Origin of the sequence: Maribellus sp. CM-23 (assembly GCF_021354595.1) — a bacterium.
Classification (GTDB): Bacteria; Bacteroidota; Bacteroidia; order Bacteroidales; family Prolixibacteraceae; genus Draconibacterium.
In genome coordinates this window covers 55,324-80,712 of the sequence record NZ_JADWYJ010000004.1, presented here as the reverse complement: position 1 = coordinate 80,712, position 25,389 = coordinate 55,324, and the positions used below count along the sequence as shown (strand labels likewise).

The 25,389-nt window shown below is 43.6% G+C and carries 23 protein-coding genes; 15 read left to right on the top strand and 8 right to left on the bottom strand.

Going from position 1 to position 25,389, the window contains the following annotated elements:
• Nucleotides 1-3 precede the first annotated feature (3 nt).
• From INQ51_RS14290 to INQ51_RS14275, 4 genes are all read right to left on the bottom strand, one after another.
• Nucleotides 4-810 (bottom strand): sensor histidine kinase, encoded by an 807-nt coding sequence (locus tag INQ51_RS14290; protein WP_233378647.1) that lies wholly within the window; start codon nucleotides 808-810, stop codon nucleotides 4-6.
• A gap of 60 nt (nucleotides 811-870) precedes the next feature.
• Nucleotides 871-1,542 (bottom strand): hypothetical protein, encoded by a 672-nt coding sequence (locus INQ51_RS14285; RefSeq protein ID WP_233378646.1) that lies wholly within the window; start codon nucleotides 1,540-1,542, stop codon nucleotides 871-873.
• Between the two features lie 9 nt (nucleotides 1,543-1,551).
• Nucleotides 1,552-2,190, bottom strand: coding sequence for a hypothetical protein (locus INQ51_RS14280; protein WP_119439848.1), 639 nt, complete (start codon nucleotides 2,188-2,190; stop codon nucleotides 1,552-1,554).
• 189 nt (nucleotides 2,191-2,379) lie between these two features.
• On the bottom strand, nucleotides 2,380-3,531 hold the full coding sequence (locus INQ51_RS14275) for a hypothetical protein (protein WP_233378645.1): 1,152 nt from the start codon (nucleotides 3,529-3,531) through the stop codon (nucleotides 2,380-2,382).
• Between the two features lie 204 nt (nucleotides 3,532-3,735).
• Between INQ51_RS14275 and ruvX the strand changes: the two genes are divergently transcribed.
• From ruvX to INQ51_RS14250, 5 genes are all read left to right on the top strand, one after another.
• Nucleotides 3,736-4,158, top strand: a complete 423-nt coding sequence (gene ruvX / locus INQ51_RS14270; protein ID WP_233378644.1) for a Holliday junction resolvase RuvX — start codon at nucleotides 3,736-3,738, stop codon at nucleotides 4,156-4,158.
• 115 nt (nucleotides 4,159-4,273) lie between these two features.
• Nucleotides 4,274-4,831 carry a peptide deformylase gene (gene def, locus INQ51_RS14265; RefSeq protein ID WP_119439876.1) on the top strand — a complete coding sequence of 186 codons (558 nt, stop codon included), beginning with the start codon at nucleotides 4,274-4,276 and terminating at the stop codon, nucleotides 4,829-4,831.
• A 53-nt stretch (nucleotides 4,832-4,884) separates the two neighbouring features.
• On the top strand, nucleotides 4,885-6,894 hold the full coding sequence (locus tag INQ51_RS14260; protein ID WP_233378643.1) for a ComEC/Rec2 family competence protein: 2,010 nt from the start codon (nucleotides 4,885-4,887) through the stop codon (nucleotides 6,892-6,894).
• Nucleotides 6,895-7,092: 198 nt separating this feature from the next.
• Nucleotides 7,093-8,427 carry a Trk system potassium transporter TrkA gene (gene trkA, locus INQ51_RS14255; RefSeq protein ID WP_233378642.1) on the top strand — a complete coding sequence of 445 codons (1,335 nt, stop codon included), beginning with the start codon at nucleotides 7,093-7,095 and terminating at the stop codon, nucleotides 8,425-8,427.
• A gap of 20 nt (nucleotides 8,428-8,447) precedes the next feature.
• Nucleotides 8,448-9,893: a TrkH family potassium uptake protein gene (locus INQ51_RS14250; RefSeq protein WP_233378641.1), complete on the top strand. Its 1,446-nt coding sequence runs from the start codon at nucleotides 8,448-8,450 to the stop codon at nucleotides 9,891-9,893.
• 23 nt (nucleotides 9,894-9,916) lie between these two features.
• Here the strand turns inward: INQ51_RS14250 and INQ51_RS14245 are convergent, their stop codons facing one another.
• Nucleotides 9,917-10,531: an L-threonylcarbamoyladenylate synthase gene (locus INQ51_RS14245; RefSeq protein ID WP_233378640.1), complete on the bottom strand. Its 615-nt coding sequence runs from the start codon at nucleotides 10,529-10,531 to the stop codon at nucleotides 9,917-9,919.
• 71 nt (nucleotides 10,532-10,602) lie between these two features.
• Between INQ51_RS14245 and mnmD the strand changes: the two genes are divergently transcribed.
• The 10 genes from mnmD to INQ51_RS14195 all read left to right on the top strand — a co-directional run bounded on the left by mnmD (nucleotide 10,603) and on the right by INQ51_RS14195 (nucleotide 21,178).
• The gene (gene mnmD, locus INQ51_RS14240; RefSeq protein WP_233378639.1) at nucleotides 10,603-11,268 is read left to right on the top strand and encodes a tRNA (5-methylaminomethyl-2-thiouridine)(34)-methyltransferase MnmD; all 666 of its coding nucleotides are present in this window, start codon (nucleotides 10,603-10,605) and stop codon (nucleotides 11,266-11,268) included.
• 316 nt (nucleotides 11,269-11,584) lie between these two features.
• Nucleotides 11,585-12,100, top strand: coding sequence for a plasmid pRiA4b ORF-3 family protein (locus INQ51_RS14235; protein ID WP_233378638.1), 516 nt, complete (start codon nucleotides 11,585-11,587; stop codon nucleotides 12,098-12,100).
• Between the two features lie 106 nt (nucleotides 12,101-12,206).
• Complete coding sequence (miaA, locus tag INQ51_RS14230) at nucleotides 12,207-13,124, top strand: tRNA (adenosine(37)-N6)-dimethylallyltransferase MiaA (RefSeq protein WP_233378637.1); 918 nt, start codon at nucleotides 12,207-12,209, stop codon at nucleotides 13,122-13,124.
• Entirely contained in the window at nucleotides 13,111-13,569 is a 459-nt protein-coding gene (locus INQ51_RS14225; RefSeq protein WP_233378636.1) for an NUDIX domain-containing protein, read from the top strand. The genes miaA and INQ51_RS14225 overlap by 14 nt, the downstream gene beginning before the upstream one ends.
• Nucleotides 13,570-13,658: 89 nt before the next feature.
• Nucleotides 13,659-14,144, top strand: a complete 486-nt coding sequence (locus tag INQ51_RS14220; RefSeq protein WP_233378635.1) for a D-glycero-alpha-D-manno-heptose-1,7-bisphosphate 7-phosphatase — start codon at nucleotides 13,659-13,661, stop codon at nucleotides 14,142-14,144.
• 25 nt (nucleotides 14,145-14,169) lie between these two features.
• A complete protein-coding gene (locus INQ51_RS14215; protein WP_233378634.1) occupies nucleotides 14,170-16,383 on the top strand; it encodes a RelA/SpoT family protein in 2,214 nt (737 codons plus the stop codon).
• Nucleotides 16,384-16,450: 67 nt separating this feature from the next.
• Nucleotides 16,451-16,888, top strand: a complete 438-nt coding sequence (locus tag INQ51_RS14210) for a Fur family transcriptional regulator (RefSeq protein WP_119439835.1) — start codon at nucleotides 16,451-16,453, stop codon at nucleotides 16,886-16,888.
• 169 nt (nucleotides 16,889-17,057) lie between these two features.
• Nucleotides 17,058-18,332: an adenylosuccinate synthase gene (locus INQ51_RS14205; RefSeq protein WP_233378633.1), complete on the top strand. Its 1,275-nt coding sequence runs from the start codon at nucleotides 17,058-17,060 to the stop codon at nucleotides 18,330-18,332.
• Between the two features lie 315 nt (nucleotides 18,333-18,647).
• Nucleotides 18,648-20,084: a nicotinate phosphoribosyltransferase gene (locus tag INQ51_RS14200; protein WP_233378632.1), complete on the top strand. Its 1,437-nt coding sequence runs from the start codon at nucleotides 18,648-18,650 to the stop codon at nucleotides 20,082-20,084.
• Nucleotides 20,081-21,178: an alanine racemase gene (locus tag INQ51_RS14195; RefSeq protein ID WP_233378631.1), complete on the top strand. Its 1,098-nt coding sequence runs from the start codon at nucleotides 20,081-20,083 to the stop codon at nucleotides 21,176-21,178. Before INQ51_RS14200 ends, INQ51_RS14195 begins: the two co-directional genes overlap by 4 nt.
• 37 nt (nucleotides 21,179-21,215) lie before the next feature.
• Here the strand turns inward: INQ51_RS14195 and INQ51_RS14190 are convergent, their stop codons facing one another.
• From INQ51_RS14190 to INQ51_RS14180, 3 genes are read right to left on the bottom strand one after another with little or no spacing between them, the layout of a single operon-like run.
• Complete coding sequence (locus INQ51_RS14190) at nucleotides 21,216-22,721, bottom strand: ATP-binding cassette domain-containing protein (RefSeq protein ID WP_233378630.1); 1,506 nt, start codon at nucleotides 22,719-22,721, stop codon at nucleotides 21,216-21,218.
• Between the two features lie 14 nt (nucleotides 22,722-22,735).
• A complete protein-coding gene (locus INQ51_RS14185) occupies nucleotides 22,736-24,553 on the bottom strand; it encodes a prenyltransferase/squalene oxidase repeat-containing protein (protein ID WP_233378629.1) in 1,818 nt (605 codons plus the stop codon).
• 1 nt (nucleotide 24,554) lies between these two features.
• Entirely contained in the window at nucleotides 24,555-25,388 is an 834-nt protein-coding gene (locus INQ51_RS14180) for a hypothetical protein (protein ID WP_233378628.1), read from the bottom strand.
• Nucleotide 25,389 lies beyond the last annotated feature (1 nt).

The following is a 25,389-nucleotide window of genomic DNA, read 5'->3' as shown; positions in this document are numbered from 1 at the left end:
ACTTTAAGCCGAATCCCTACTCTTGTCACGAAGGGCACTGAGATACAAAAGCGCTGAAGTCCCAAAACCGATTTTCGATTTGAGTCTAAATTTACCACCCGCCATCTCCATACGACTCTCGAGGTTTCTCAATCCCAGTCCGGCTCCCATTTTTTCTTTCAGATCAAATCCTTTTCCATTGTCACGAACGAGAACTGCTAGCGTACCATCTCCAAATCTCAATATCAGTGACAATTGCGAAGCATCTGCATGCTTTATGGCATTATTCATCACTTCCTGAACCACGCGAAAAACCGCCAATTCCTTTTTGATATCAAAGCGAAAAGGCTCTCCTGATTTTCTGATTTCTATAAAAAGCTGATCTGACTTATTTACCCAGCTTGCCAATTCTTCCAAAGCAGGATAAAGCCCCAGTTTTTCCAAAGATGGTGGCAAAAGTGCACGCGAAATCCTCCGAACCTGGGTAATCACATCATCAAGGTAAGTTTTGGTCTCGGATGCCAGCACAAGCGTCTTATCTTCCGATTGGCGGTCAATACGACCAACATTCAGTTTTACCACCGAAAGCATCGCCCCCACCTCGTCATGTAAGTCCTGGGCAATTCGTTTCCGTTCGTTTTCCTGGGCCTGAATTGTATTTCTTAAAATCTCTTCCTGTTGATCCTGTCTGACCTTGTTCAACTCCAGCTGCTTCTGCAACAATCGTTTCTGGTAAAACACAAAAAAGAAAAACAAACCGCCGGCAAGTAAAATCATAGCTACCGTGCCCAGAAAATAAATCAATGTAATATCTGTATTCCCTGATCCCACTCAAAAAATGTTCAATCCGCTACTAATTTAGCGAACAAAATCCATATTTTGTTCAAGGCATTAAGTTTTAACGCCTGTACCGGAAAGCTGTTTTTTACTACTGGCTTTCACCTGCCAAAAGCCAATTGCAATCAAAAAATAAAACACTGCATTTAGAATTGAAAAATACTGAACCGTGATTCGCGAAAATGTCCGCGAATATTCCAGAATCAAATTGAAAAGCAAAGAGTAAAACAGATTCCCCGCATAATAGACAAGAACCGCAACGTTAATGTAAATGACTGGTTCTTTCCAGAGATTCTCGATTTTTGCCTCGTCCATTACCTTGTAGAAATAAAGAAGAGAGAACCCCATCAGAAATATTTTGCTTACGGTTTGTAGCACCGCCGGATATTCGAACCAGGATTTAAAAAGCACCAAGTTTACCAGGCTTACGGTAATAAACAGAGAAATAATAATTAAAAACACCCACGATTTGAACCGGTCCTTTAACAGTTGCCGATAATACAGCCCCAACAAAAGGAATTCCCCCAAGTAGTAGACATTTCCCTGCGGCATGGTATTTTTTACGCACACAACGTACCTCAGGTACAAGCCAACAAGCTCGTTAACGGTACCCATTGCTACAAAAAGGAATAGAATCCTTAATGCAGTGTCCAGGTTACGGAACTTTATTATTCCAACAATAAAAGGGATAAGGATGGGGGTCCAGTTGAAATACAGCAGGTTCAAAGCACCGGATTATGAGTTGTAAATGCTTCTCTCGTCACAATAAGGAGGACATACACCAGCATGGTTAAAAACGTCGTCATCTTCTCCTGACGTTTGCATTTCCATCGTTCTCACCGGCCCGATGATTACATCCATGGTTTTTGCAATACCAAATTCAAGTTGTATCTCGGCCCTGTTTTGTGCGTTGAATAATTCATGCAACTCAAACTTGGTCAACAAATAGGCATTGGGATATATGTATTGCCTGAACGGTGCTCCTTCATCCTCCGGATCGAGTTCGCCCGAACGCCACTTGCGATACATTCTGATGCTTTCAATCACCATCTTGTTATTATCCGAAAGGTTCACATTTTTCTTGGATAATTTGAATACCGGAGTTTCATAATCGGCATAGACATCGCCACTTCCCAGCAAAAAAGCAGATACAGCATAAGCACAAAGCTCATACTTACCCTCGTTCTTTTCCGGTTCAAGACCAAGATATACCCGCACCCGGTTTTCGTTTTCGCCAATCAGCGATTTATACGTTTCCTTTTGCAGGATAATCTTTGGAACTTTGAGATTAAAGGTGAGTTTCGACTCCTCTTTAAAACTTTTTCTCCAGTTCTCAGCCTTTTTGGGCGGCAATTGATCTCTTTTCAGTTTCATAGACATTTTTGACATCGCATTTGGTTTTTTAAAAATAGATAAAAAAATGCAGCGAATGAATGTTCCGGCAAATTAAAAACATTTATTCATCTGACATCTTTCATTTTCTCCCCATAAAAAACTACCTGCACCCAAAGTGCAGGTAGTGGAACAAGAAACAATATATCTCGAAGGTCTAGTAATCACTTACTACCAATAAATATCGTCGTAATAATATCCGGGACGCTCAAATCCGTCGTCATAGGCATAATATCTTTCCGGATAATGAACCAGGTTAAACCCGTAGTTTGATGCTTCAAAGAACAAGTTTCCGATTCTGAAATACAGGTAACCGTTTACGTGAACCCGTTCGTAATGTCCTTTCGGCAAATACTGGAAGGTAAATCCGTAAGGCAAATCAACCAGTATGTAACCTACTCCCGGACGGTAACGGAAGAAATGTCCGTTGTAACAATAATACTGATGATGGTTGTGAACGAAAACCACCGGACGGTAATCAAACCTGGAAAGAACGTGCCCGTAATGCGGGTGATGAAAATAATACCTTGAGTAGGTGTAAGACCGCGGGTTATAGCCGCTGTAATAATCGCGCCAGCTATTGTAATTCCAGCGGTAGTTTTCCCACTTTCTATCCCAGTGATTCCTCTTTGAATAATTGTAATTAGAATAATACCTTTTGTCTTTATGATTGTAGTTCATCCGCTCAGAACGGTAGTTCCCTTTCCAGTAATTACTGCTTCCCCGGTAATTTTCACTTGGAGAATAGCGTCTGTCCGCTTTATCAACCCGGTAGAAGTCTCGGTTTTCGTTAACTGTTCTTCCGGTATTCCGGCGTCCTTCGCTGGTAGAAGTACCTACCCGCACATTGCGGTTGTCATTCTCCCGGCTGCGAACGGTATTCCGGTCTTGCTCCCGTGAAGTACGATAAGTGGAATTCGAATTCCGGCTGGGAGTTGCCTGACTGCTTTTCTGAACACTTCTGTTATTTCCCTGATTTGTTACATTTCTGTTTGACTCCCGCTTCTGATAATTTGAAGAAGAATTGCGTGAGCTATTTGACTGCGAACGATTCTGGTTGTTACCCGACTTGGTTACAGACGAACGGCTACCCTCGCTACGTGTACTTCTCAGTTTTGGATCAACCGATTTTCGCTGAACCTTATCGTACTCTTTGTAAGTACTTTTCCGCTCTACGTTTTTTCGGGTTTCCTGAGTACTCCGCCTGGATTCGTTGCCTTCCTGACTGGATCTGCGTTGTGCGTTCGCCTCAAATGTTGTTGCTGTAATAACTGCCGCCAGAGTAAATATCGTGGCAAACAGTCTGAATTTTATCGTTTTCATGACGTTTATTTTAAAATTCAACAAATTGTTTGCATTGCTCTTTTGGCGCCTTGTTTAAACCGGTAATTGCAAATGAAATTGCAAAGCACGTGCCAAAAATGAAACGCCAGTTTTACACTTTACCTGAATTCTCTGAAAACAAACCGTTTAACCAGCTCTTTTTTTTCTAATCAATTCTCTATACTTTTGCAGCGATTTAAAATTATGGCAAGAATTCTATCCATCGATTACGGCAGAAAGCGTGTGGGAATGGCTGTTACAGACCCCGGGCAAATAATTGCAACCCGGCTTACTACAATACCTACTCACACCATCTGGGATTTTCTGAAAGAGTATTTTCTGAAGGAAAAGGTGGAAACCGTAGTAGTGGGCTATCCTCGCCAAATGAACAACGAAGCCTCTGAAGCTGTTCGTTACATTAATCCTTTTCTCCGCAAATTCCAACAAGTTTATCCGGAGATCAGGTTGGAACTATACGACGAGCGCTTTACATCGAAAATGGCTTTTCAAACCATGATTGATGGAGGGCTGAAAAAAAAGCAAAGACAGAATAAAGAGATGATAGACGGAATTAGTGCTACCATCATTCTGCAGAACTATTTAGAGCAGCGAAGAAATTTGCAGTAAAAAAGTAAACAAAAAAGAAGCAAGAGAACAGGGAATTCGGCCCAGCAAAAGTGATTTTCACCATTTGAAAGCCATTAAAAAACCTGTGCCGATTGAAAATAAAAAATACAGACGAATGAAATACCCGGTAACAGTTTACGGCGATCCTATTTTAAGAAAACGCGCACAAGAAATAGATAAAGACTACCCCAACCTGAAAGAAGTAATTGAAAACATGTGGGAAACCATGTATTATTCTGACGGAGTTGGACTGGCAGCGCCACAGGTAGGCATGTCAATTCGTTTGTTTGTAGTTGATGCCAGCTCGGGCGCTGATGATGAACCCGAACTGGAAAATTTCCAGAAAGTGTTTATCAATCCTGAAATCCTGGAGGTTGACGGAGAAAAATGGGTTATGAACGAAGGATGCCTGAGTCTTCCGGAAATACGGGAAGACGTTTCGCGCCACGACGAAGTTACGCTTCGCTACTTCGACGAAAACTTTGAAGAGCATACAGAAACCTTCAAAGGATTTGCAGGCAGGGTTATCCAACACGAATACGACCACCTGGACGGAAAGTTGTTTATCGACTACCTCTCTCCGCTCCGGAAACGACTCCTGAAAAGTAAACTTATCAGCATTAGCCAGGGCAAAGTAATTCCAGCATACCGGATAAAAGTTCCTGCCAAATAGCAACCTTTTTTCAGGGGATTCGTTTGAGCGGATATATCCTTCAGGCAATAACCTTGGAAAAACTACTTCAAAAAATACCCATTCTCAGAATTGCCGTATCATACGGCACAGGAGTGCTTGCAGCCGCTTTCTTAAAACAGGAAAGCAGCCTGTTTTTTCTGAGTGCGGGTATTCTTTTTTTGGTATTAATTCTGCTAAACATTCGCTACCGATTTTCATTCGAAGGTATTTTTGGGGCATTAACAAGCGTTTTGTTCTTTTTGCTCGGAATCGTATTCTTCAATCAACACAACCAACCACCGGCATTCTATCTGAACGGCCAATTCTCGGCAATCGTTCTTGAAAAACCGGAAGAAAAACCCAATTCTTACAAAACGGTCCTCAAGATAAACTCCTTTACCGAAGCAGATTCAACATTTCAGGCAAACGAAAAAATACTGGCCTATTTCGGAAAGGACAGCCATGCGGCAGACCTCGTTCCGGGTACAGTTATTTTATTTAAGGAGAATCCCCGCATTGTTACCAACAATGGCAATCCTTATGAGTTTGACTACCAAAAGTACCTGAACCGCCAAAAAATATACCGCCAGTTATACCTCGCCGATGAAAAGTGGAAGCCGACAAACATCAAAATAAATAGCCCGGTTATAATGGCTGAAAAACTTCGGGATAAATTACTGACCATTTACCGGCATCAAAATTTGGGAGAAAATGAAACGGCTATTCTTTCTGCACTTACACTGGGCTATAAACGAGGGCTTGATCCGGAAACCAAACGAGTATTTTCGGCCGCTGGAGCCATGCATGTGTTGGCCGTATCAGGCTTACATGTCGGCATTATTTTCGGGATGTTTGTGTTGATTTTTGGCTTTCTGAAAAAAAGTAAAAAAGGAAGCATTCTGTTTGTTATCTTTTCCATTATAATGTTGTGGAGTTATGCTCTTTTAACCGGTCTTTCGCCATCGGTGCTGCGGGCTGCCACCATGTTTTCGCTGGTAAGCATTGCCACCAGTTTAAACCGGCGGGCCAATATTTACAACACACTGGCCACTTCTGCCTTTATTCTGTTATTGCTGAATCCCAACAATCTTTTTGAAGTTGGATTTCAGCTTTCGTATTCTGCCGTATTTGGCATTGTGTTTCTTCAACCCAAACTGGAAAAACTATGGAAAATAAAAAACAGAATAATGCACTATTTTTGGGTTTTAATGACCGTTTCAGTAGCCGCCCAAATCGCAACCTTTCCTCTCACGTCGTATTATTTCAATCAATTTCCCACTTATTTTCTGCTAACAAATGTAGTCATCATTCCGGCGGTTTTCGTGTTAATCATTTTGGGTGTTTTACTGCTTCTGTTATCCGGAGTTCCATACTTATCCACAGGACTGGCTTTCGTGATAAAAGAAGTGATCGGCAATTTGTTCTCCTTACTCCAATGGATTGAAAATTTATCTCATTCCGTTTTAAAAATTCCCTTCAGCGGGTCGCAATCCATAAGTTTGGCGCTGGCCTTGCTTTTTTGCTTTGCTTTTATCGAATTCCGGCGTGCCCGGCAGTTGAAATATGCGTTCCTCCTATTCTCGCTGGTAATGTTGCTTTCAACCGGACAAAAGTTCCGGCAGTATCAGCAAAAAGAACTGATCGTATTCAACAACCGCGACAACCTCACCCTGCAACTAATTAAGGGTCGTCAAAACTACATTATAACCCAATTCCCTATCGATTCATCAGCTTACACGCGTCAGATAGCACAAAATGTAACAACACAAAAGAACCTCCATCAACCCGTATTTCTGGAGTACGGAACTTTATTTGAAGACAAGCACCTGTTTCTCAACAGTAGCTTTATTTGTTTCGATGACAAAATCATTCAAATTGGATTGACCAAAAACAGTCCGCAAGAATTGACTCCAGATGTTTTGGTTCTGAATTCTTATTTTATCCCTGAAGAATACCAAATTAATGATCAAACCAGTGTAATAACCACGAGAAATATACAGCCGCAAAGCAGCTCCATTCATTCGCTCCCGGCAATGGGTGCATTCCGTATTCAGTGGCAGTAATGAGTTAATTATATTGAATACAAATTACAGCAATAAGGCCTTCAAAAATACTTCTTGACTCTCAAATACTTGTATTGTTTTTTGCAGCCGGGTATGTTAAATTTGAATGAGGTAAAAAATTAAAAAACAGTTTTTTACATGGAATTGTAGAAGTTAATACATTAATTTGTTGCGAATTATTTACAAAGACAGCAGACGATGAAAGTTGTAATTGCCGGTGCCGGCGAAGTGGGGACACATTTGGCAAGGATGTTATCCAAAGAAGATCACGACATTGTGCTTTTGGACGATTCGCAGGAGCGACTCTCCAAAATAAGCAGTGAAGTAGACCTGATGACGGTTATTGGTTCAGCGCACTCTTTTTCAGACCTGAAAAAAGCAGACCTGGCAAAAGCCGATCTGTTTATTGCGGTAACACCGTTCGAAGAACGAAATGTTTTGGCTTGTGCCATGGCTAAATACCTTGGGGTAAGCCGCACCATTGCACGTATCAACAACCAGGAATACCTGCAGGAAAAATACCGGGCCAAATTAAACGACATGGGGATCAACGAATTGATCTATCCTGAAAGTCTGGCTGCCAAAGAAATTGTTGCTTCCGTCAAACAAACAGTAACCCGGCAGATGATCGAATTTTCCAATGGGAAGTTGCTCCTTCTGGGAATCAAGGTTCGTGACAATGCACCTATTCTGAACAAAACGTTTGAAGAACTGGCCATCGAACATCAGCATTTGCTGGTTGTAGCGATTAAACGCGACAACGAAACGATCATTCCCAACGGACACGATTCGATTCAAAACGACGACGTGGTCTTCTTCGTCACAACTCCATCAGAACAAAGCAATGTTTTGGAACTCACCGGGAAAAAACAGTTTGAGGTCAAAAACATCATGTTTATGGGAGGTAGCCGTATTGCCCAAAAAGCCGTTGAAAAACTGGGCGAAAGTTACCGGATAAAAATCATTGAAAGCGACAGGGAAAGATGCGAGGAAATCGCCGACCGCTTCAGCAATGTACTGGTAATTAACGGAGACGGAAGAAACCTGGATCTCCTAAAAGAAGAAGGCATCGACAAAATGGATGCTTTTGTGGCTACTACCGGAAATTCAGAAACCAACATACTGGGATGTAACCTCGCTAAAACACTGGGCGTTCGCCGGACAGTGGCCGAGGTTGAGAACCTGGCTTACATGAAACTGGCTGACAACACAGGAATTGGAAGCATTATCAACAAAAAGCTGATTGCTGCAAGTTACATCTACCGTTTTACATTGAATGCCGAAATATCTAAAGTGAAATGTCTGACAGCTTCTGAAGCAGAAGTTTTTGAATTTATTGCCAAACCCGGAGCTAAAATCACCCTGAAACCGGTAAAAGATATCGGATTTCCAGCCGAAGCCAAAATCGGGGGTGTCATTCGTGGAAATATGGGCTATATTGCACATGGTTACACGCAAGTACAGGAAGGCGATAAAGTGGTGGTATTTACCCTGCCATCAGGAATTAAAAAGATAGAGAAGTTCTTCAAATAAGCGATCAAAACCAATCTGGGATGAATCTCAAGATCATTTTTAAAGTACTTGGTTTACTCTTGGTTGTTGAAGGGTTTGCAATGCTTTTGACGTCCGTGGTAGCACTAATCTACGGAGGCAACGACACTGTCGCATTCCTGATCTCTGCCGGGATCAATCTCGGAATCGGTGCATTAATCACTGCTGCCACCTGGAAAGCAAAAAAAGACATAGGGAAACGCGAAGGTTTTATCATTGTAACAATGGTATGGCTGGTGTTCTCCTTTTTCGGATCGCTTCCCTATATTCTGAGTGGTTCCATTCCACGTTTTACCGACGCTTTTTTTGAAACCATATCGGGGTTCACAACCACCGGTTCTTCTATTTTAAACGACATTGAAGCTCTTCCGCACGGAATTTTATTTTGGCGAAGCATTACGCAATGGCTTGGAGGAATGGGAATCATCGTTCTCTCACTGGCCATTTTACCGGTATTTGGAATAGGTGGAATGCAGCTGTTTATGGCGGAAGTGCCCGGTCCTACACCGGATAAAATTAGTCCCCGGATTACGCAAACAGCCAAAACACTTTGGGGAATCTACATCCTGTTCACCGTGCTTGAAACCATTTTGCTCTGGATTGGAGGCATGACTTTTTTCGATTCAATTTGCCACTCGTTTACCACCATGGCAACCGGAGGTTTCTCTACCAAACAGGCAAGTATCGCGCACTGGCCATCGCCTTTCATCCAATATGTTATCACTTTCTTCATGTTTCTGGCAGGCACCAATTTTACCCTGTCGTACATGGCCATAACCGGTCGTTTTTCGTCCATAGTTAAAGACGAGGAATTCAAATACTATAGTTTAATAACCCTGTGCTTTTCAGCAGTAATTACAGGCGGATTATTACTCTCTTCCCACCTCAATTTTGAAGGTGCCTTTCGTGAAGCATTGTTTCAGGTGGTATCCATTGTAACAACAACAGGCTTCGCCACCGCCGACTACCTGGTCTGGCCACCTTTCCTGACCATGCTTATTTTTGCATTGTTTTTCTTTGGAGGCTCCGCCGGATCAACCGGGGGAGGCATCAAAATCATGCGTATTGTAATACTGGCCAAAAACGGATATTATGAACTAAAGCGCCTGGTACACCCGCGCGCAGTAATTCCGGTAAAATTCAATCGCCATTCGGTTGATTCTAAAATCGTAACCAATGTGCTTGCATTTTTTATGTTGTACATGGTAATTTTCTTTGTCAGCACCATTCTGTTCACCCTGATTGAGCCCGACATGGAATCATCGATGGGAGCCGTTGCGACAAGCTTGGGCAACATTGGCCCGGGGCTCGGAAGCGTAGGACCTGCCGAGAACTTCTACCACATATCGCCGCTTGGAAAATGGTTTTTATCCTTTCTGATGTTATTGGGCCGTCTGGAATTGTTTACAGTACTGGTACTTTTCTCGCCGTCTTTCTGGAAAGAATAAAATCAACGCAGGATCCCAAAATCTTAATACTCCAGAATACCTTTACCTTCCCGTACAATTTCAATGTCATTGCCGGAGCAATCAACAATGGTTGACGGAACCAGTTCACCATACCCGCCATCGATTACCACATCGGCTACATCCTGGTATTTTTCGTAAATCAACTCCGGATCTGTAGTGTATTCAATAATTTCGTCCTCGTCATGAATAGAAGTGGACATAATAGGATTACCCAGTTCTTCTACAATCGCACGAATAATATTATTGTCCGGAATTCGGATGCCAACCGTCTTCTTCTTTCCTTTAAAGTATTTCGGAACATTGTTATTGGCTTCCAGAATAAAAGTGAAGGGCCCCGGAAGATTTTTCCGGATCAGTTTGAAAATGTGGTTGGGTATTGGCTTCGTAAAATCAGAAAGATGGCTAAAATCGCTACAAATAAACGAAAAGTTACTTTTTTCGACCTTTATTCCTTTTAAACGCGCGACTTTTTCAACGGCTTTCTGATTGGTGATATCGCACCCCATTCCGTAAACAGTATCGGTCGGGTAAATAATCACTCCTCCCTGCCGCAATATTTCAACAACATCCCGAATGTCTCGTGGATTAGGATTCTCGTTATACAACCTTACCAACATATTTTCTACTTTTGAACCTCAAAATTAGTTTTTTCAATCGTAATTCAAACCACCCGTATTTTATAGTACCAATGGAAAGACGTTTAATAGATACAGCAGATGGCTCAAAAACATTGTTTATACCGGCAATGGATGAGCAATATCACTCGGTGAACGGGGCCCTCACCGAATCTGACTATGTTTTTCTTCAGCAAGGCTACCGCGCCCATCCTTCAGCATCGCCTGCCGTATTTGAAGTTGGGTTCGGAACTGGGCTAAACGCGCTGGTTACTGCCCTTGAAGCCAGCAAAAGCGAAAGAAGTACCCGTTTTGTCAGCATCGAGAAATACCCTGTTACGCCGGATGAAATAGAAGCACTTGACTACGGCAATCTTTTCTCGGAAGAAGCCGTTCATTTGTTTCAGGAAATACACGCAGCAGAATGGGACAAGGAGGTTCCTGTTTCCGACTACTTTTCGCTGTTGAAAATACACGCCGACCTCACGGAATACGATTTCACCGAAGAGCAAAAATTCGATGTAATTTATTTTGATGCCTTTGGCCCCGACAAACAGCCCAATATGTGGCAAAACGACATTTTTCTAAAAATTCACCATGCTTGCCATCAAGATGCAATCTTTGTAACCTACAGCGCAAAAGGCGAAATCAGACGGAAACTCGCGGCTTGCGGCTTCTCAATGGAGCGTCTTCCCGGGCCTCCCGGAAAAAGACAAATGCTAAGAGGAACAAAGAAATAATGACATTTTGCTACAAAAACAATAAAATAAATCAAAAAAATCTGAACATTATAGCCGATTGTTCGACAGAAAATTATGCTTAATATTTTTTAACATTTTTTAAAACACCTTTTTTCGTGACAAAAATCAGCTAATCTTTTGATGCAAAACTTCCTTTAAACAAGTTTAAAACCAATGGCTTGAGAAGAAAAAATCACAGAGAGTGAATCTAACTATTCGTTTTTTGTGATAGATATTTTCTATCGAACAAGTAATTCTCATCTTGGATTTTGAAAATATATCCGTAAAATTTGAGTGTAATTCAAGGTGAAGGTTTATGATATTTCAATTTCAGATCAATTCACAAGAATCCCAAAACTTCCGATTGGAGGTTACTCTCGATGCAAAACATTCATTTTTCGATTTTCATACTATTATTCAGAAAAGTGTAGGTTTTGAGTCGCACCAACTGGCATCTTTTTTCGTCTCGGAGAACAGGTGGAAAAAGCTGGTTGAGATATCGATGCTCGACTTAGGTATAAATGGTGCTGCGTTCTTTATTATGCAAAAAACAAAGTTAAGCGACTTGCTGCATACCGAACGACAACAGTTGATTTATACTTTCGACTTCTTGAATGACAGATCATTTTTAATAGAACTAACTGGTATTATTATGGGAAAAAATCTTAATGAACCATTTATCACTCTTAAACAAGGAGATGCCCCCGTACAAGTTCTTGGAGAAGAAGTTGCTCACCATGAACAACTTGACCTAATGCAAGAAGAAGTGTACATGGATTTTGGCGAGTTGGATGACTACACCGAAATCTTTGGGGAGATGGATGATTTCTGATCCACGGTGGTAAATGAGAATTATTTTTAAGAAATTCCAAGACTGTTCATCTTATTTTGAACAGTCTTTTTTTTGCCCTTAATTTGCGAAAAAGACACCATCTTTTATGCAAAAAACACTTGTTGTTCTGACCGGCCCTACCGGAATTGGAAAAACCTCGGTGGGAATTGAAATTGCCCGGCACTTTACTACCAAAATCGTTTCCTGCGATTCGCGCCAGATTTACAAAGAACTAAACATTGGCACGGCAGTTCCCACACCCGAAGAATTGGCGACTATCCCGCATCATTTCATCCAGTCGCATTCGATAGAAGAAAATTACAACGCCAGCAGGTACGAGAACGAAGCACTGCAATTATTGGAAGTGTTGTTCAAAAAGCATGACCTTGTTTTAATGGTGGGCGGATCGATGTTGTACGTGGATGCTGTGTGCAAGGGAATCGATGAAATGCCCGATGCCGATCCGGAAATAAGGGCAGCTCTGAAACAACGCCTCGAAGCTGAAGGACTGGAAAGTTTACGACTTCAGCTAAAAAAGCTGGATCCGGAGTACTACGAAACCGTTGACCTGAAAAACCCCACCCGGATTATCCATGCATTGGAAATCAGCCTGATGACAGGCAAACCCTATTCTTCGTTCCGAACCAACCCCGCCAAAATACGCTCATTCAATATTATAAAAATCGGTCTGAACTGTGACCGCGAATTACTTCACCAACGCATCAACCAACGTGTAGACCGAATGATAGATGCCGGGCTGGTTGAAGAAGCCAGAAGCGTCTACCCGAAAAAACACATGAATGCACTCAACACCGTGGGCTACCGCGAATTGTTTGATTGGTTTGACGGGACAATCACCCGCGACAAAGCCATTGAACTGATTAAAAGAAATTCGCGCCGGTATGCAAGAAAACAGTTAACGTGGTTTCGCAGAGACGAAAGCGTACAATGGTTTGAGCCCACACAAACTCAGGAAATTATCTCGTACATTTCTCAAACAATTCAGCAAAATGACACCCAATAAATTCATTCTCCGTGTGTACGGACTTGTGGTAAACGAACAAAAAGAAGTGCTGATTTCCGATGAATTTGAGTTGGGAATAAAAATGACCAAGTTCCCCGGAGGAGGGCTCGAATTCGGAGAAGGCTTAACAGATGGTCTGATCAGGGAATTTGCGGAAGAATGCAACGGACAGGAGATTGAAAACCTTCGTCATTTTTACACCACCGACTTCTACCAGAAAGCCCTGTTTTTTGAAAACGCCCAGCTAATCAGTGTTTACTTCCTTGTGAATCTAAAACTCCCGCTCCAATTTTCGGTTTCGGAGAAAGCATTTGATTTTGAAATCGGAAGCCAGGTCACCCAAAGTTTCAGATGGGTAAAAATAAATGAGCTAAAAGAAGAAGATATTACTTTCCCGATTGATAAATTTGTTGTGGGGAAATTAAAACAAACGTTTCCGGAGTAAAACCGTTCAAAGTTTTGGCCGAAAAGAGGAAGACAATTTATGAACGATCCGTTTTAGTTGCGAATAAGTAGAGAGGGTATGATTTGAAAATGCAAGAAAAGTCAAAAAGAAAGGCTCTTTTCCTGGATCGGGACGGAACCATTAATATAGACAAGGATTATTTGTTCCGCATCGAAGATTTTGAATTTCAGCCAGGAATTTTCGACCTTATCCGCAGCTACAGCGATCAGGATTATTTAATTTTTATTATTACCAATCAATCAGGCATTGCCCGCGGTTATTACACCGAAAACGATTACCTTCAATTAACGCAATGGATGACAGAGCAGCTACAAATAAATGGAATACATGTTGAAAAAGTTTACCACTGTCCGCATCATCCTGAAATAACAGGTTCTTGCACCTGTCGAAAACCAAAGCCCGGCTTGATTGTTCAGGCTTTGAAAGAATACCCTATCGATCCGGAACGTTCAGTTTTGATAGGTGACAAAGAAAGAGATATTTTAGCCGGACAAAATGCCGGAATAGGAAAGAATTTATATATTCAACCGCTCTTGAAAAAGGGCGTTTTTTAGCATGTATTCGTTTAAAATTTGAAACGTGCAACATTTTACACAGGCAGAAATAGGATACATTGAGGACCGCTACCAGGATTTTCTGAAAGTTCTCAAGGGAAAATTCGACGAAGGAAGATTGGCGCGGATTGAGAAAGCGTTTCGCTTTTCCAATGCGGCGCACGATGGGATCAAACGAAAATCAGGCGAGCCCTTTATCATTCACCCGATTGCCGTTGCAAAAATTGTAGCGGTAGATTTGGGTCTGGGAGCCACTTCCATTGTAGCAGCTTTATTACACGATGTAGTTGAAGACACCGAATACCGCCTTTCGGACATCGAAAACATGTTTGGAGAGCGCGTGGCCCGTATTGTTGACGGGCTGACAAAACTATCGGGAGATTTTGATGCCAGGCACGCCCTGACGCTGAAGAAAATGCTGATGACTTTGTCGGACGATGTACGGGTCATTCTCATCAAAATTGCGGACCGGCTCCACAACATGAGAACATTGGATTCGATGCAGCCACATAAAAAGATCAAGATTGCTGCAGAAACGCTTTTCCTCTATGTTCCGCTTGCGCACCGCCTTGGCTTGTACGCCATCAAAAACGAACTCGAAGACCTCAGTTTCAAACACAAACATCCCGACGAATACAACCAGATTTTACTGATGCTTCATAACCAGGAAGAAAAAAGAAACTACCTGGTTAACGAATTCATCCGCCCCATAGTGGAAAAATTGAAAAACGAAGGTTTTGATTGCGCGGTTACACACCGTTTAAAAACCTGTTATTCCATTTGGCGGAAGATGCAAAAGAAGTCAGTGACTTTCAACGAAATATACGACATATTAGCCATTCGGATTGTTATCAAATCGGTTCACGATATTTCGGAAAAACGGCAGTGTTTTGATGTTCTTTCCATTGTTACTGACATATACAAACCAAAGCCCGACCGGATTCGCGACTGGATAACAACACCCAAAGCCAACGGATACGAATCGTTGCATGTTACCGTAATGGGGCCACAGGGAAATTGGGTGGAAGTTCAGATCAGGACCGACCGGATGGACGACATTGCGGAACATGGATTTGCCGCACATTACCGCTACAAAGACATCCGCACTTTCGAAAACGAACTTGACCCGTGGATTGAGCAGATCCGGGAATTGCTGCAAAGCAACGACTCTGACGCCTTTGAATTTCTGGACGATTTTAAACTCAATCTGTATTCTTCCGAAATCAATGTTTTTACACCCAAAGGCGACATGATCTCCCTGCCGCAGGGATCGACCGTGGTTGACCTGGCATACGAAATTCACACCGACCTCGGAAATAAATGCATTGGCGCCAAAATTAACCTGAAACTGGTTCCGTTGAGCCACGTTTTGCAAAATGGCGATCAGGTGGAGATTCTCACATCCGAAAACCAGGTTCCCAAACTCGAATGGTTGAAGTTCTCCAACACCGCAAAAGCACGCGGGAAAATAAAAGATGCTTTTAAAATTGAAAAGGCCAAACGCACAGAAAAAGGCAAACAACTTATCGAAGACGCTTTTAACCATATAAAAGAGCCTGCTTCGGCCAACAACATAAAAAAACTGGTAGCCCATCACAACCTGAACAACCGCGATCAGCTTTACTCCGAAGTTGGAATGGGTTTTATCGATCTGAAGGACATAAAAGACATTATTGGCAAAAAATCGGAAAACAAGCTGGTTAAATACTGGAACATTACTTTTTGGGGCGGCAATAAAAGTACACCGGAGGCAGCTCCCGTCAAGAAAATCGACCAGAAAAAACCTTTCCTACTGAAAGAAACACAGGACGACACCTCTTTTTCGCTGGCCAAATGCTGCAACCCCATACCCGGCGAACCCGTGGTAGGTTACCTGAGCAACGAGGAACACGTGATCATCCACAAGGTTGATTGCCCCGAAGTGGCCAAACTGCTCACCAACCAGGGAGAGAATATCATCCGTGCCGAATGGACCAAATTTAAACGACAGTCCTACCTTACCCGCCTCAACCTCGAAGGCTTTGACCGACTGGGCATTGTGCACGAAGTAACTACAGTGATTTCCAAGGGGCTAAACATAAACATGCGTTCAGTAAAATTCGATACACACGACGGAATTTTCAAAGGCGACCTCTTCCTTTACATCCACAATGCAGAAGACCTGAAGAGTTTAATTTCACGCCTTAAAAACATCAAAGGCATTGAAAATGTAACAAGGGTCGAAAACCTGAACGAATAATTTATATCCATTCTAAAAGAATCAAAAAAATTTATATTTTTGAGACCTATTTAAAATTGGTTTAATTATGAATAACCAGAAAACGCGGGAAACAGTAAGAACTATGTTTACCGAATACCTGGAAAAGAACGGACACAGAAAAACACCGGAAAGGTTTGCTATTTTAGATGAGATTTATTGCCGCGACGGACATTTCGATATCGAGTCGCTGTATATTTCCATGAAAAACAATAACTACCGGGTTAGCCGTGCTACACTATACAACACCATCGATCTGTTACTGGATTGCAAACTGGTGGTAAAGCATCAGTTTGGAAAAAACATTGCTCAGTTTGAAAGAGCTTTTGCCACGCTTCAGCACGATCACCTGATTGACATGGCCAATGGAACGGTGATGGAGTTTTATGATCCGCGTATCAGAGAAATCATTGAAGATGCCTGTAAAAAGAATAATTTCAAACTCTCGCATCACACGCTGTATATTTATGGCGAACATGATAAATAAGTGAAGTTACCGCTTCATTAAAAAATATTAAGATCCTTCTATGCGAAGGATTTTTTTATGTGTGCAAATAAAATTATTACTACTTTTAAATGCTTAAATCGAAAGCCGTGAAAATTCGTCGTCAAAGATTAATTTTCACGGTTTTGTATGTAAAATAAAAATCAAAATCATGAAGGTAGATGTTTTGCTGGGCCTCCAGTGGGGAGACGAAGGAAAAGGAAAAATTGTGGATGTACTCACTCCAAAGTACGATGTTATATCCAGGTTCCAGGGTGGTCCAAACGCAGGTCACACACTTGAATTCAACAACATCAAACATGTGCTTCATACCATTCCTTCTGGCATTTTCCGTGAAAACAAGATCAACATTATCGGAAACGGCGTGGTAATCGATCCGGTGGTTTTCAAAAAAGAAATTGAATCGCTCGACAAAATTGGCGTTGATATCTCCGAGAACCTTTACATCTCGAAAAAGGCACACATGATTTTGCCTACTCACCGAATTCTGGATGCAGCTTCGGAACAACAAAAAGGCGATACTAAAATCGGATCGACCTTAAAAGGAATTGGCCCAACTTACAAAGACAAAATAGGCCGCGACGGATTACGCGTGGGTGACCTGTTGCACAACTTTGACGAAAAGTACACAGCACGGGTAGACAACCACAAAGTAATGCTGACCGAGTTCTTTAAATTCGATTACGAACAAATGCTGAACGACTGTGAAAAAGACTGGTTTGAAGGCGTTGAGCTATTAAAGTCGTTCCACATTGTAGATACCGAGCACATGATCAACGATGCCCTGAAAGAAGGGAAATCTGTTTTAGCAGAAGGCGCACAGGGAACCCTGCTCGACATTGATTTTGGCTCCTATCCTTTTGTAACCAGCTCTAACACCATTTGTGCCGGAGCTTGTACCGGGCTTGGCATTGCACCGCAAACCATCGGCAAAGTATTTGGCATTTTCAAAGCCTATTGCACACGCGTTGGAATGGGCCCCTTCCCTACCGAACTGATGGATGAAACGGGCGACAAAATGCGCAACGCCGGCCACGAGTTTGGCTCAACCACCGGTCGTCCGCGCCGTTGCGGCTGGCTCGACCTGGTAGCCCTCAAATATTCGGTAATGCTGAATGGCGTAACCGAACTGATCATGATGAAAGCCGACGTGTTGGATGATTTCGAAACCATAAAAGTTTGTGTGGGTTATGAAATCGACGGAGAAGTGGTAGAGCAATTCCCCTTCGAACTGAACGACACCGTAAAACCTGTTTATGTAGAATTACCCGGCTGGCAAGCTGATCTTACCAAAATTAAAGATCAGAATGAATTCCCGGAAGAATTGAACAACTACATCAACTTTATTGAAGATGAAATGGGCGTTCCGGTTACTATTACCTCAGTGGGTCCGAACCGCGAGCAAACCATCATCATGGAACAATAATCAGCAGAAGATTTTTATAAAATACAGAAGACGTTCCTTCGCTTTGCGTTGGAACGTTTTTTTTATGCGCCTGTTTCAATGTCGTTCCATTAAAAAGATAATGAAACAAACTGAAAATAATCCACCCTTCAACCTGGCTCTGGGTGATTGTCAGACTGAGCAGAGTCGAAGTCTGTCAGCGTTAACGAAACCACATTGATTCCGTTTTTCTCTTTCGTTAACATTTTCCTTCAAATAAAAGCTAATACTCCCCGTTCTGTTTTTATTACAGAATTTCTTGTTTATATTTAATGCACTGCTATAATTCGGGGGAAAATGCAATTGAGTGATCAAAAACTGGGACTTTACACCGATTTCTATGAACTGACAATGGCTCAGGGGTATCTCTCCTGCCACAAACAAAATCAACAGGTTTGTTTCGACTATTATTACCGCACCAATCCTTACAAAGGTGGATTTACGGTTTTTGCCGGGCTTCAGGATTTGCTCGATATGCTGGGCGATTTTACTTTTTCGGAATCTGACATCGAATATTTAAGCACTCAGGGTTTTGAAACTGCTTTTCTGGACTACCTGCGCGATTTTCGTTTTAAAGGGCGCCTGTTCAGTGTAAAAGAAGGAGAAATTGTTTTTCCGAACGAACCACTGGTAAGAGTTGAAGGAAACATCATCGAATGCCAGCTGATCGAAAGCCTGTTGCTCAATATCCTGAATTTTGAGTCGCTGATTGCCACAAAGGCTTTCCGGATCAAACTTATTGCAGGCGAAAGACTGTTTGCCGATTTTGGTTTGAGACGCGCCCAAGGACTTGGCTCCATACATGCCAGCCGGGCTGCGGTTATCGGCGGGGCCAGTTCTACATCGAATGTACTGGCAGCTAAACTTTTTAATATTCCGGTAAGCGGCACCATGGCGCACAGCTGGGTACAAAGCTTCGACAACGAATTGGAAGCTTTCCGTTCGTATGCCAAAACACATCCCGACAATACGGTTTTGCTGGTCGACACCTACGACACCTTACACTCCGGGGTTCCGAATGCCATCACCGTAGGACACGAAATGAAAGCGGAAGGAACACGCTTAAAGGCAATCCGGCTCGACAGCGGCGACCTTGCTTACCTGAGTAAAAAAGCCCGAAAGATGCTGGACGCGGCGGGTCTTGACGATGTTCAGATCATTGCCTCCAACCAGCTGAACGAATACGTAATCAAGACACTTTTGCGCGACCAGAACGCTGCAATCGACGGATTCGGAATCGGAACCGAGCTTATCACCGGGAAAGACAATGCGGCCCTGGACGGAGTGTACAAACTTTCGGCCATTGACAGCGAACTAAAAATGAAATTCTCGGAGAATACCGAAAAAATAACACTCCCGGGTAGAAAACAGGTGATTCGTTACCTGGATGAAGAAGGCAATTTCTTTCGCGACGGAATTATACTGGAGGAAGAGGATCCGGACAACCTACCTAAAATTTATCACCGCGTTTATCCGGAAAAAAACACCGATGTTGCCGGCCATCAAAAAGAATCCCTGCTAGAGCTTGTTTTCTCGGAAGGAGAGGTTTTGATCCCCCGAAAAAGCCCGCAGGAAATTTACCGCTTCCTCGAACAACGATCACAACAGCTGCCCGAAGAACACAAACGATTTATAAGCCCTCATATTTACAAGGTTGGAATATCCGAAAAACTGATGAGTGCCCGTAACGCACTCACAACTAAACTAAAAACATTACACCGCGAGAATAAATGATTGAAATTATCAGACCCACTTTTGTTATCGACAAAGAAGTTTGTCTGCAGAATATTGAGAAAATGGCTGAAAAAGCCAAAGCGCACAACCTGCGTTTCAGACCTCATTTTAAAACCCATCAATCAGCAAAGATTGGCGAATGGTTTCGCCTGTTTGGAGTAGATGCCATCACCGTCTCGTCGGTCAGCATGGCCGAATATTTTGCCATGAACGGATGGGACGATATCACCATCGCGTTTTCGCTGAATATCCTGGAAATGGGCAACATTAACCGCCTGGCCGCTTCGGTAAAGCTAAATGTGTTGCTTGAAAACCGCGAGGCAGCAGAAATACTGTCAAGCCAGGCCAAGGCCCCGATCGGCGTGTACCTAAAAATAGATACAGGATATAACCGTACCGGAATTCCTTCGACCCGAACAGGACTCATTGATTCCATTCTCGAGATTATTGCCACCAACCCGAAAATAACGTTTAAAGGATTTCTGACACATACGGGGCACACCTACGAAGCACGTTCGACCAACGAAATATTTAGCCGTCAGTTTGATGCGCTCCTGAAACTGAGAAGTTTGAAAGCCGCCTACAAGCGACGGTTCCCCAATGTGGAGATTAGCATGGGAGACACCCCTTCGGCAAGCATTTGCAATAATTTTGGCGGAGTTGATGAGCTTCGTCCCGGGAATTTTGTCTTTTACGACCTGATGCAGCAAAGCCTGGGCGCCTGTTCCATGAAAGACATTGCCGTTCGGATGGTTTGCCCCGTAGTGGCCAAACACGTTTCCCGAAATGAAGTGGTGATTTACGGAGGCGCGGTTCATTTCGCCAAAGAAAGTATTCTCAACACAGACGGTAAGCCGCTCTATGGCAGGATCGTAATTGAAAAAGACGGAGAAAAGCAACTCCTCGATACCAACAACTATTTATCCAGGCTGTCGCAGGAGCACGGCGTCATCAAAATGACACCCACCAATCTCCGGGAGATCAATGTGGGCGATTTAATGGAAGTCATTCCCGTGCATTCGTGCTTAACCGCGAACCTGGCCAAAACCTACCTGACGACAGAGGGAGAAGAAATTTCTACTGCAAATACCTGATTTCAGAAGGAAAGCGAAACAAAATGAGATATCCGGGTTAAAGAATTTTCCCCTGGCTTTTGATCTGCCCGTTTTCCAGTTCCAGTGCATGGGTCACACATCCCGGAATTTCCTCTTTTCGGTGCGTAACATAAATCAGGGTGGTCGGGTCGTTCCGGCAAATTTCATCAAGCAAGTAGATAAACCGCTCGGTATGTTCGGGATCAAGTCCCTGGCAAGGCTCGTCGAGTATCAGCAGATCGGGAGATTTCACCAGCGCCCGGGCCAAAAGAATGGTTCGCTGCTCGCCCAACGAAGCGTGTAAAAAAGAAGCTTTCTCGAGGTTTTTCATTCCCAGCATTCCCAGCCACTTTTGAGCCTTTGCCAGTTGTACTTTCGAATACGTGGTATTGAATCCAACCTCATCTTTAAAACCCGACAAAACCACATCGGCGCAAGTAATCGAATTGTAGCTTAACTCACTTCCCGAAGCTGGTTTATAAATTCCGCGGTGCCGAAGAAAATACAAATGCAATTCGGGCGAAACAAAACCAATTTTCTTCTTTATCTCCCACACTGTTTCGCCACTTCCCCGCCGGCGGTCAAAAAGAACCAGATCGTTGGAATAACCTTGCGGATTGTCCGCCGTTATCAAGCTAAGCAGTGTAGTTTTTCCCGCACCGTTATGCCCACTCAACACCCACCTATCACCCGTATTTACTTTCCAGTCAATCCCATCCAGCACCTTTTTACCACCGTAAGCAACCCGCACATTCTTCATGCGCACCACCTGCCGATAGCTCTTTTTTTCTTCCGATAATTCCCTTAAAACATCCAGGTTAAAATGGTTTTCTAATGGATTTGTTTCACTGAAATGCACATAATCTTTTGCATATACCGCCGGTTTTGTCTTCCCGTCATTCATTTCCACCACGAAATCGGTAAACGCCGGGATCAACGCCGGATCACTCACAATAAGCAGGGTCAAGCCTTTTTGTTTCTGTTTTTCCAGGATCGAGGAAAGTGTTTCCCGTGCATGAACATCCAGCCCAACAAAAGGCTGGTCTAAAATCAGCCAGTCAGGCTTTTGCAACAAAGCCACTGCCAACTGCACTCTTTTTCGCTCGCCGTTGCTCAACGACAATATGCGCCGCTCGCGTAAATACCCAATTTCAAGCTCCTCCAGAACCTCGGCAAACGCTTCTTCCTGAAGACCGGGTACCCTACGCGTAATAAATTCGTACACGGTCGGAATTCCCTCTTCATTGGCACTTTCATAACGCTGACCGTAATACGTCGTGCGCAAACCGGCAGATGCAATAAAGCGGTCTTGTTGCGAAACAAAAACCACGCTCTTGCTTTCATTCCTGCGTATCACTCCATGCGTCGGGTGCAAATCACCGGAAAGAAGCCGGGCCAAAGTGGTCTTTCCACTCCCCGAAGCACCGGTAATTACAAAGGCCTCTCCAACTCTTATTTTCAAGCTGACAGGCTGAAGAATGGTTCTGTGATTTGTACTGAATCCGATGCTTTCAGCTTCTGCTATAACCGCCCGTTCTTTCATCTCCTCTATAACTTTCAGGTTGTAACGGTTTCAGCAGCGAACTGTTCACAGGTTCTGCTGAGCGCTTCCAGATAAGCAGTTACGGGATACAACGCTTCGTCGTACCAAAGCGAGGCAAAATAAAGCCCGATAGGCGCAGGTTTAAACCCGTTTTTCTGAATATACGTTTCAAGCCAGCGATGCCCGTTCATGCAAACGGCTGTATTTTCTTTTGAAACAAGCGCAGACATAGCCAGCGAAGTTTCTTCAATGGTCCCCGGAATACTTTTTCCGCCACCCCAGCTTCCGTCTTCGTTTTGCACCGACATCAAAAAAGTCTGCCCGCTTTTAATCAAACGCTTAAGCCTGTTTTGGACGGCTTCTGAATGCCAGTTATGCGTTAAGGCATCTTTTAAATAAGTCACCACTTTCGCCGTTCCGTACACGGGATTGGAGTGATCTCCTGCCGACTGATTTCCAAACCAAAGCGGCACCCAGCTTCCATCTCCCGATTGCTTATGTTCCAGGTATTTTAAGGCACGTTCAAAAATGGTTTTCAACGCACGCACATCCTTGTTTCTTATTTCATCCCGATAGGTTTCCAACACTGCGGATACCGCCAGCAAACAGTGTCCGGTTAAATCGGAACAACTCTGATCAAAGGGCAGTTTCCCCCATCCGCGCGAAAAAGTCGGAAATCCGCCATCGCTGTTTTGCAGCTTCTTCAGCCACCGGGCTCCGTTCAGAATTTCATTTTTTACCTGCCGTTCGGGCTCAAGATTCAGCAATGCCAGTATCACCCCAGGCGTGTCGTCCCCATCAGGCACCGAGCCCGAGAAACTGGTCCAGCCCCAGCCTCCGGGAGCAGTGCCATTAAACGGATGAACCCGGTCGTTCTGGATCAGTTTAAAATGATCGGCAATATCGTCTTCCTGATCGGTGGTCAGAAAGCCACTTAAATTTGAGCGAAAAGCTTTTACCGAAAGCGATGTCACCCACGTTGAAAGATCCACATCGATGGGCCAGCCACCGTCTTCGCGTTGTGTACGTTTTAAAAACTGAACGCCTTTCCGAACCACTTCGGTATCGGCAAAACCAGAATTGATCAAACTCAGCGCAACAAAAGCCGTTAAAGGAACGGCCTCCAAAAAACCGCCACTTTCGGGTAACATCCGGTGCAAAATCCGCATCGCTCTTGGGATGGAAAATCGCCGGACAAAGCGCCCGAAACGATTGGATTTTTTCTTTTTGAAGATAACAATCCCCACTGCCACCAGCGCAGGAATGGCGTAACTCACCACGCTCAGGTTCAGCAACCGATAAAAAGGCCGCGGCAACAGAGAAAGTTCAAAAGGAAGTTGCGGGATATGCCGGAACGCGTCTTCTCCGGGCACACCACACAATCCGCACATCGCCAGGATCGGCACCGAAAACGTATAGTCCTTCTGATAGTGTTCCAAAATAAATTCAGCCACTTGCGGAGAATTCACATCAATCTTCAGGGCCTTCAAATAGCCCGCAGTTTTCTGCTGCGTTTCCCTTACCGCCTTTTTCTTTGCCGAATAAAGGTTTAACGCCGCATAAACCAGCAAACTTGTGCTTACATTTCCCGGACTCTCCGGGGTGTCGCCGTAACTGCCATCGCTGTTAATGTTCTGCTGGAGCCACCGGATTCCACGCTGAATGGCATCCGAATTCTTTTGCGGATCGTCAAAATGCAGGGCAGCCACCGCCACCGCCACTCCCAGCGCACTGGAAGAAAGCCGGCCTTCCCAATATCCCTCCGGGTTGAGTTTCGAGGCCAGCATCCGGCCTACTTCATTTAGCTGATGATGTATCTTCTTTTTGTCCATTTTATGAAAGCAATCCCAAAGTTAGCAATCCATAAAAAGTATATTCCAAATCTTTGGAAGAATCACCATCGCCCGACAAAAAAGCTCCTTTTTCGTAGTTATCCTGCACCAAATTCAAACAATCGGGAATCACCAGCCGAAGATCAGCGCCCACTTTTTTCAGAACAAAAAGTGCCACAGCGGTCGAAAGCAAATCCGCATTTTCCTGCTCGCGGAACACTTTAAACCCTTTTCCGTTTTCAAAATAATCCATCAAAACAGCTACTTCCCCGCTCAGTTTTTTTCCGGTCAGGAAACGGGCAAAAAGCAGGGAGGCAAAAAAACTGCACGGCAGGTTTCCGGTGGGTTTGTAAAAATTCAGAAAAAGCCGAACTCCCCCATAAGCCAGCCGGTTTTTTCCATAAAGCGCATCAAAACTCAGCATAAAAAGAAAAAACTGGTAAGCTGTATTCAGGTTTCTCCCGCCCTTTCGAATCCATCCGATCAACTTAAAAAGGGATGGTTTTTTAACATCGTTTCCCAATATCCGGTTGATCAGCAGGCAAGAAAATTTATCGACTACTTTTTCAGGTCCTGGCTGAACAGCGGATGTAAACTTCCCCAGATTTTTCTGCTGCTCCTCCAGCTTTAAGGCCACCGAAAGCCAGCTTCCAAACAGCGAATAATACCAGTCGGGATTTCCGGCACGGTTCGAAAAAGCCCCGGAGTTGTGTTGTTGCGATTTTACAAACGCTATTACCTCAGCCCGGCTGGTTTCATCGAGCAGTAAAAATCCATTTTCAACTTCAGAGTTAAACTGATGAATTACAGGTTGGTATGCTTGTTTTCCGGTCACG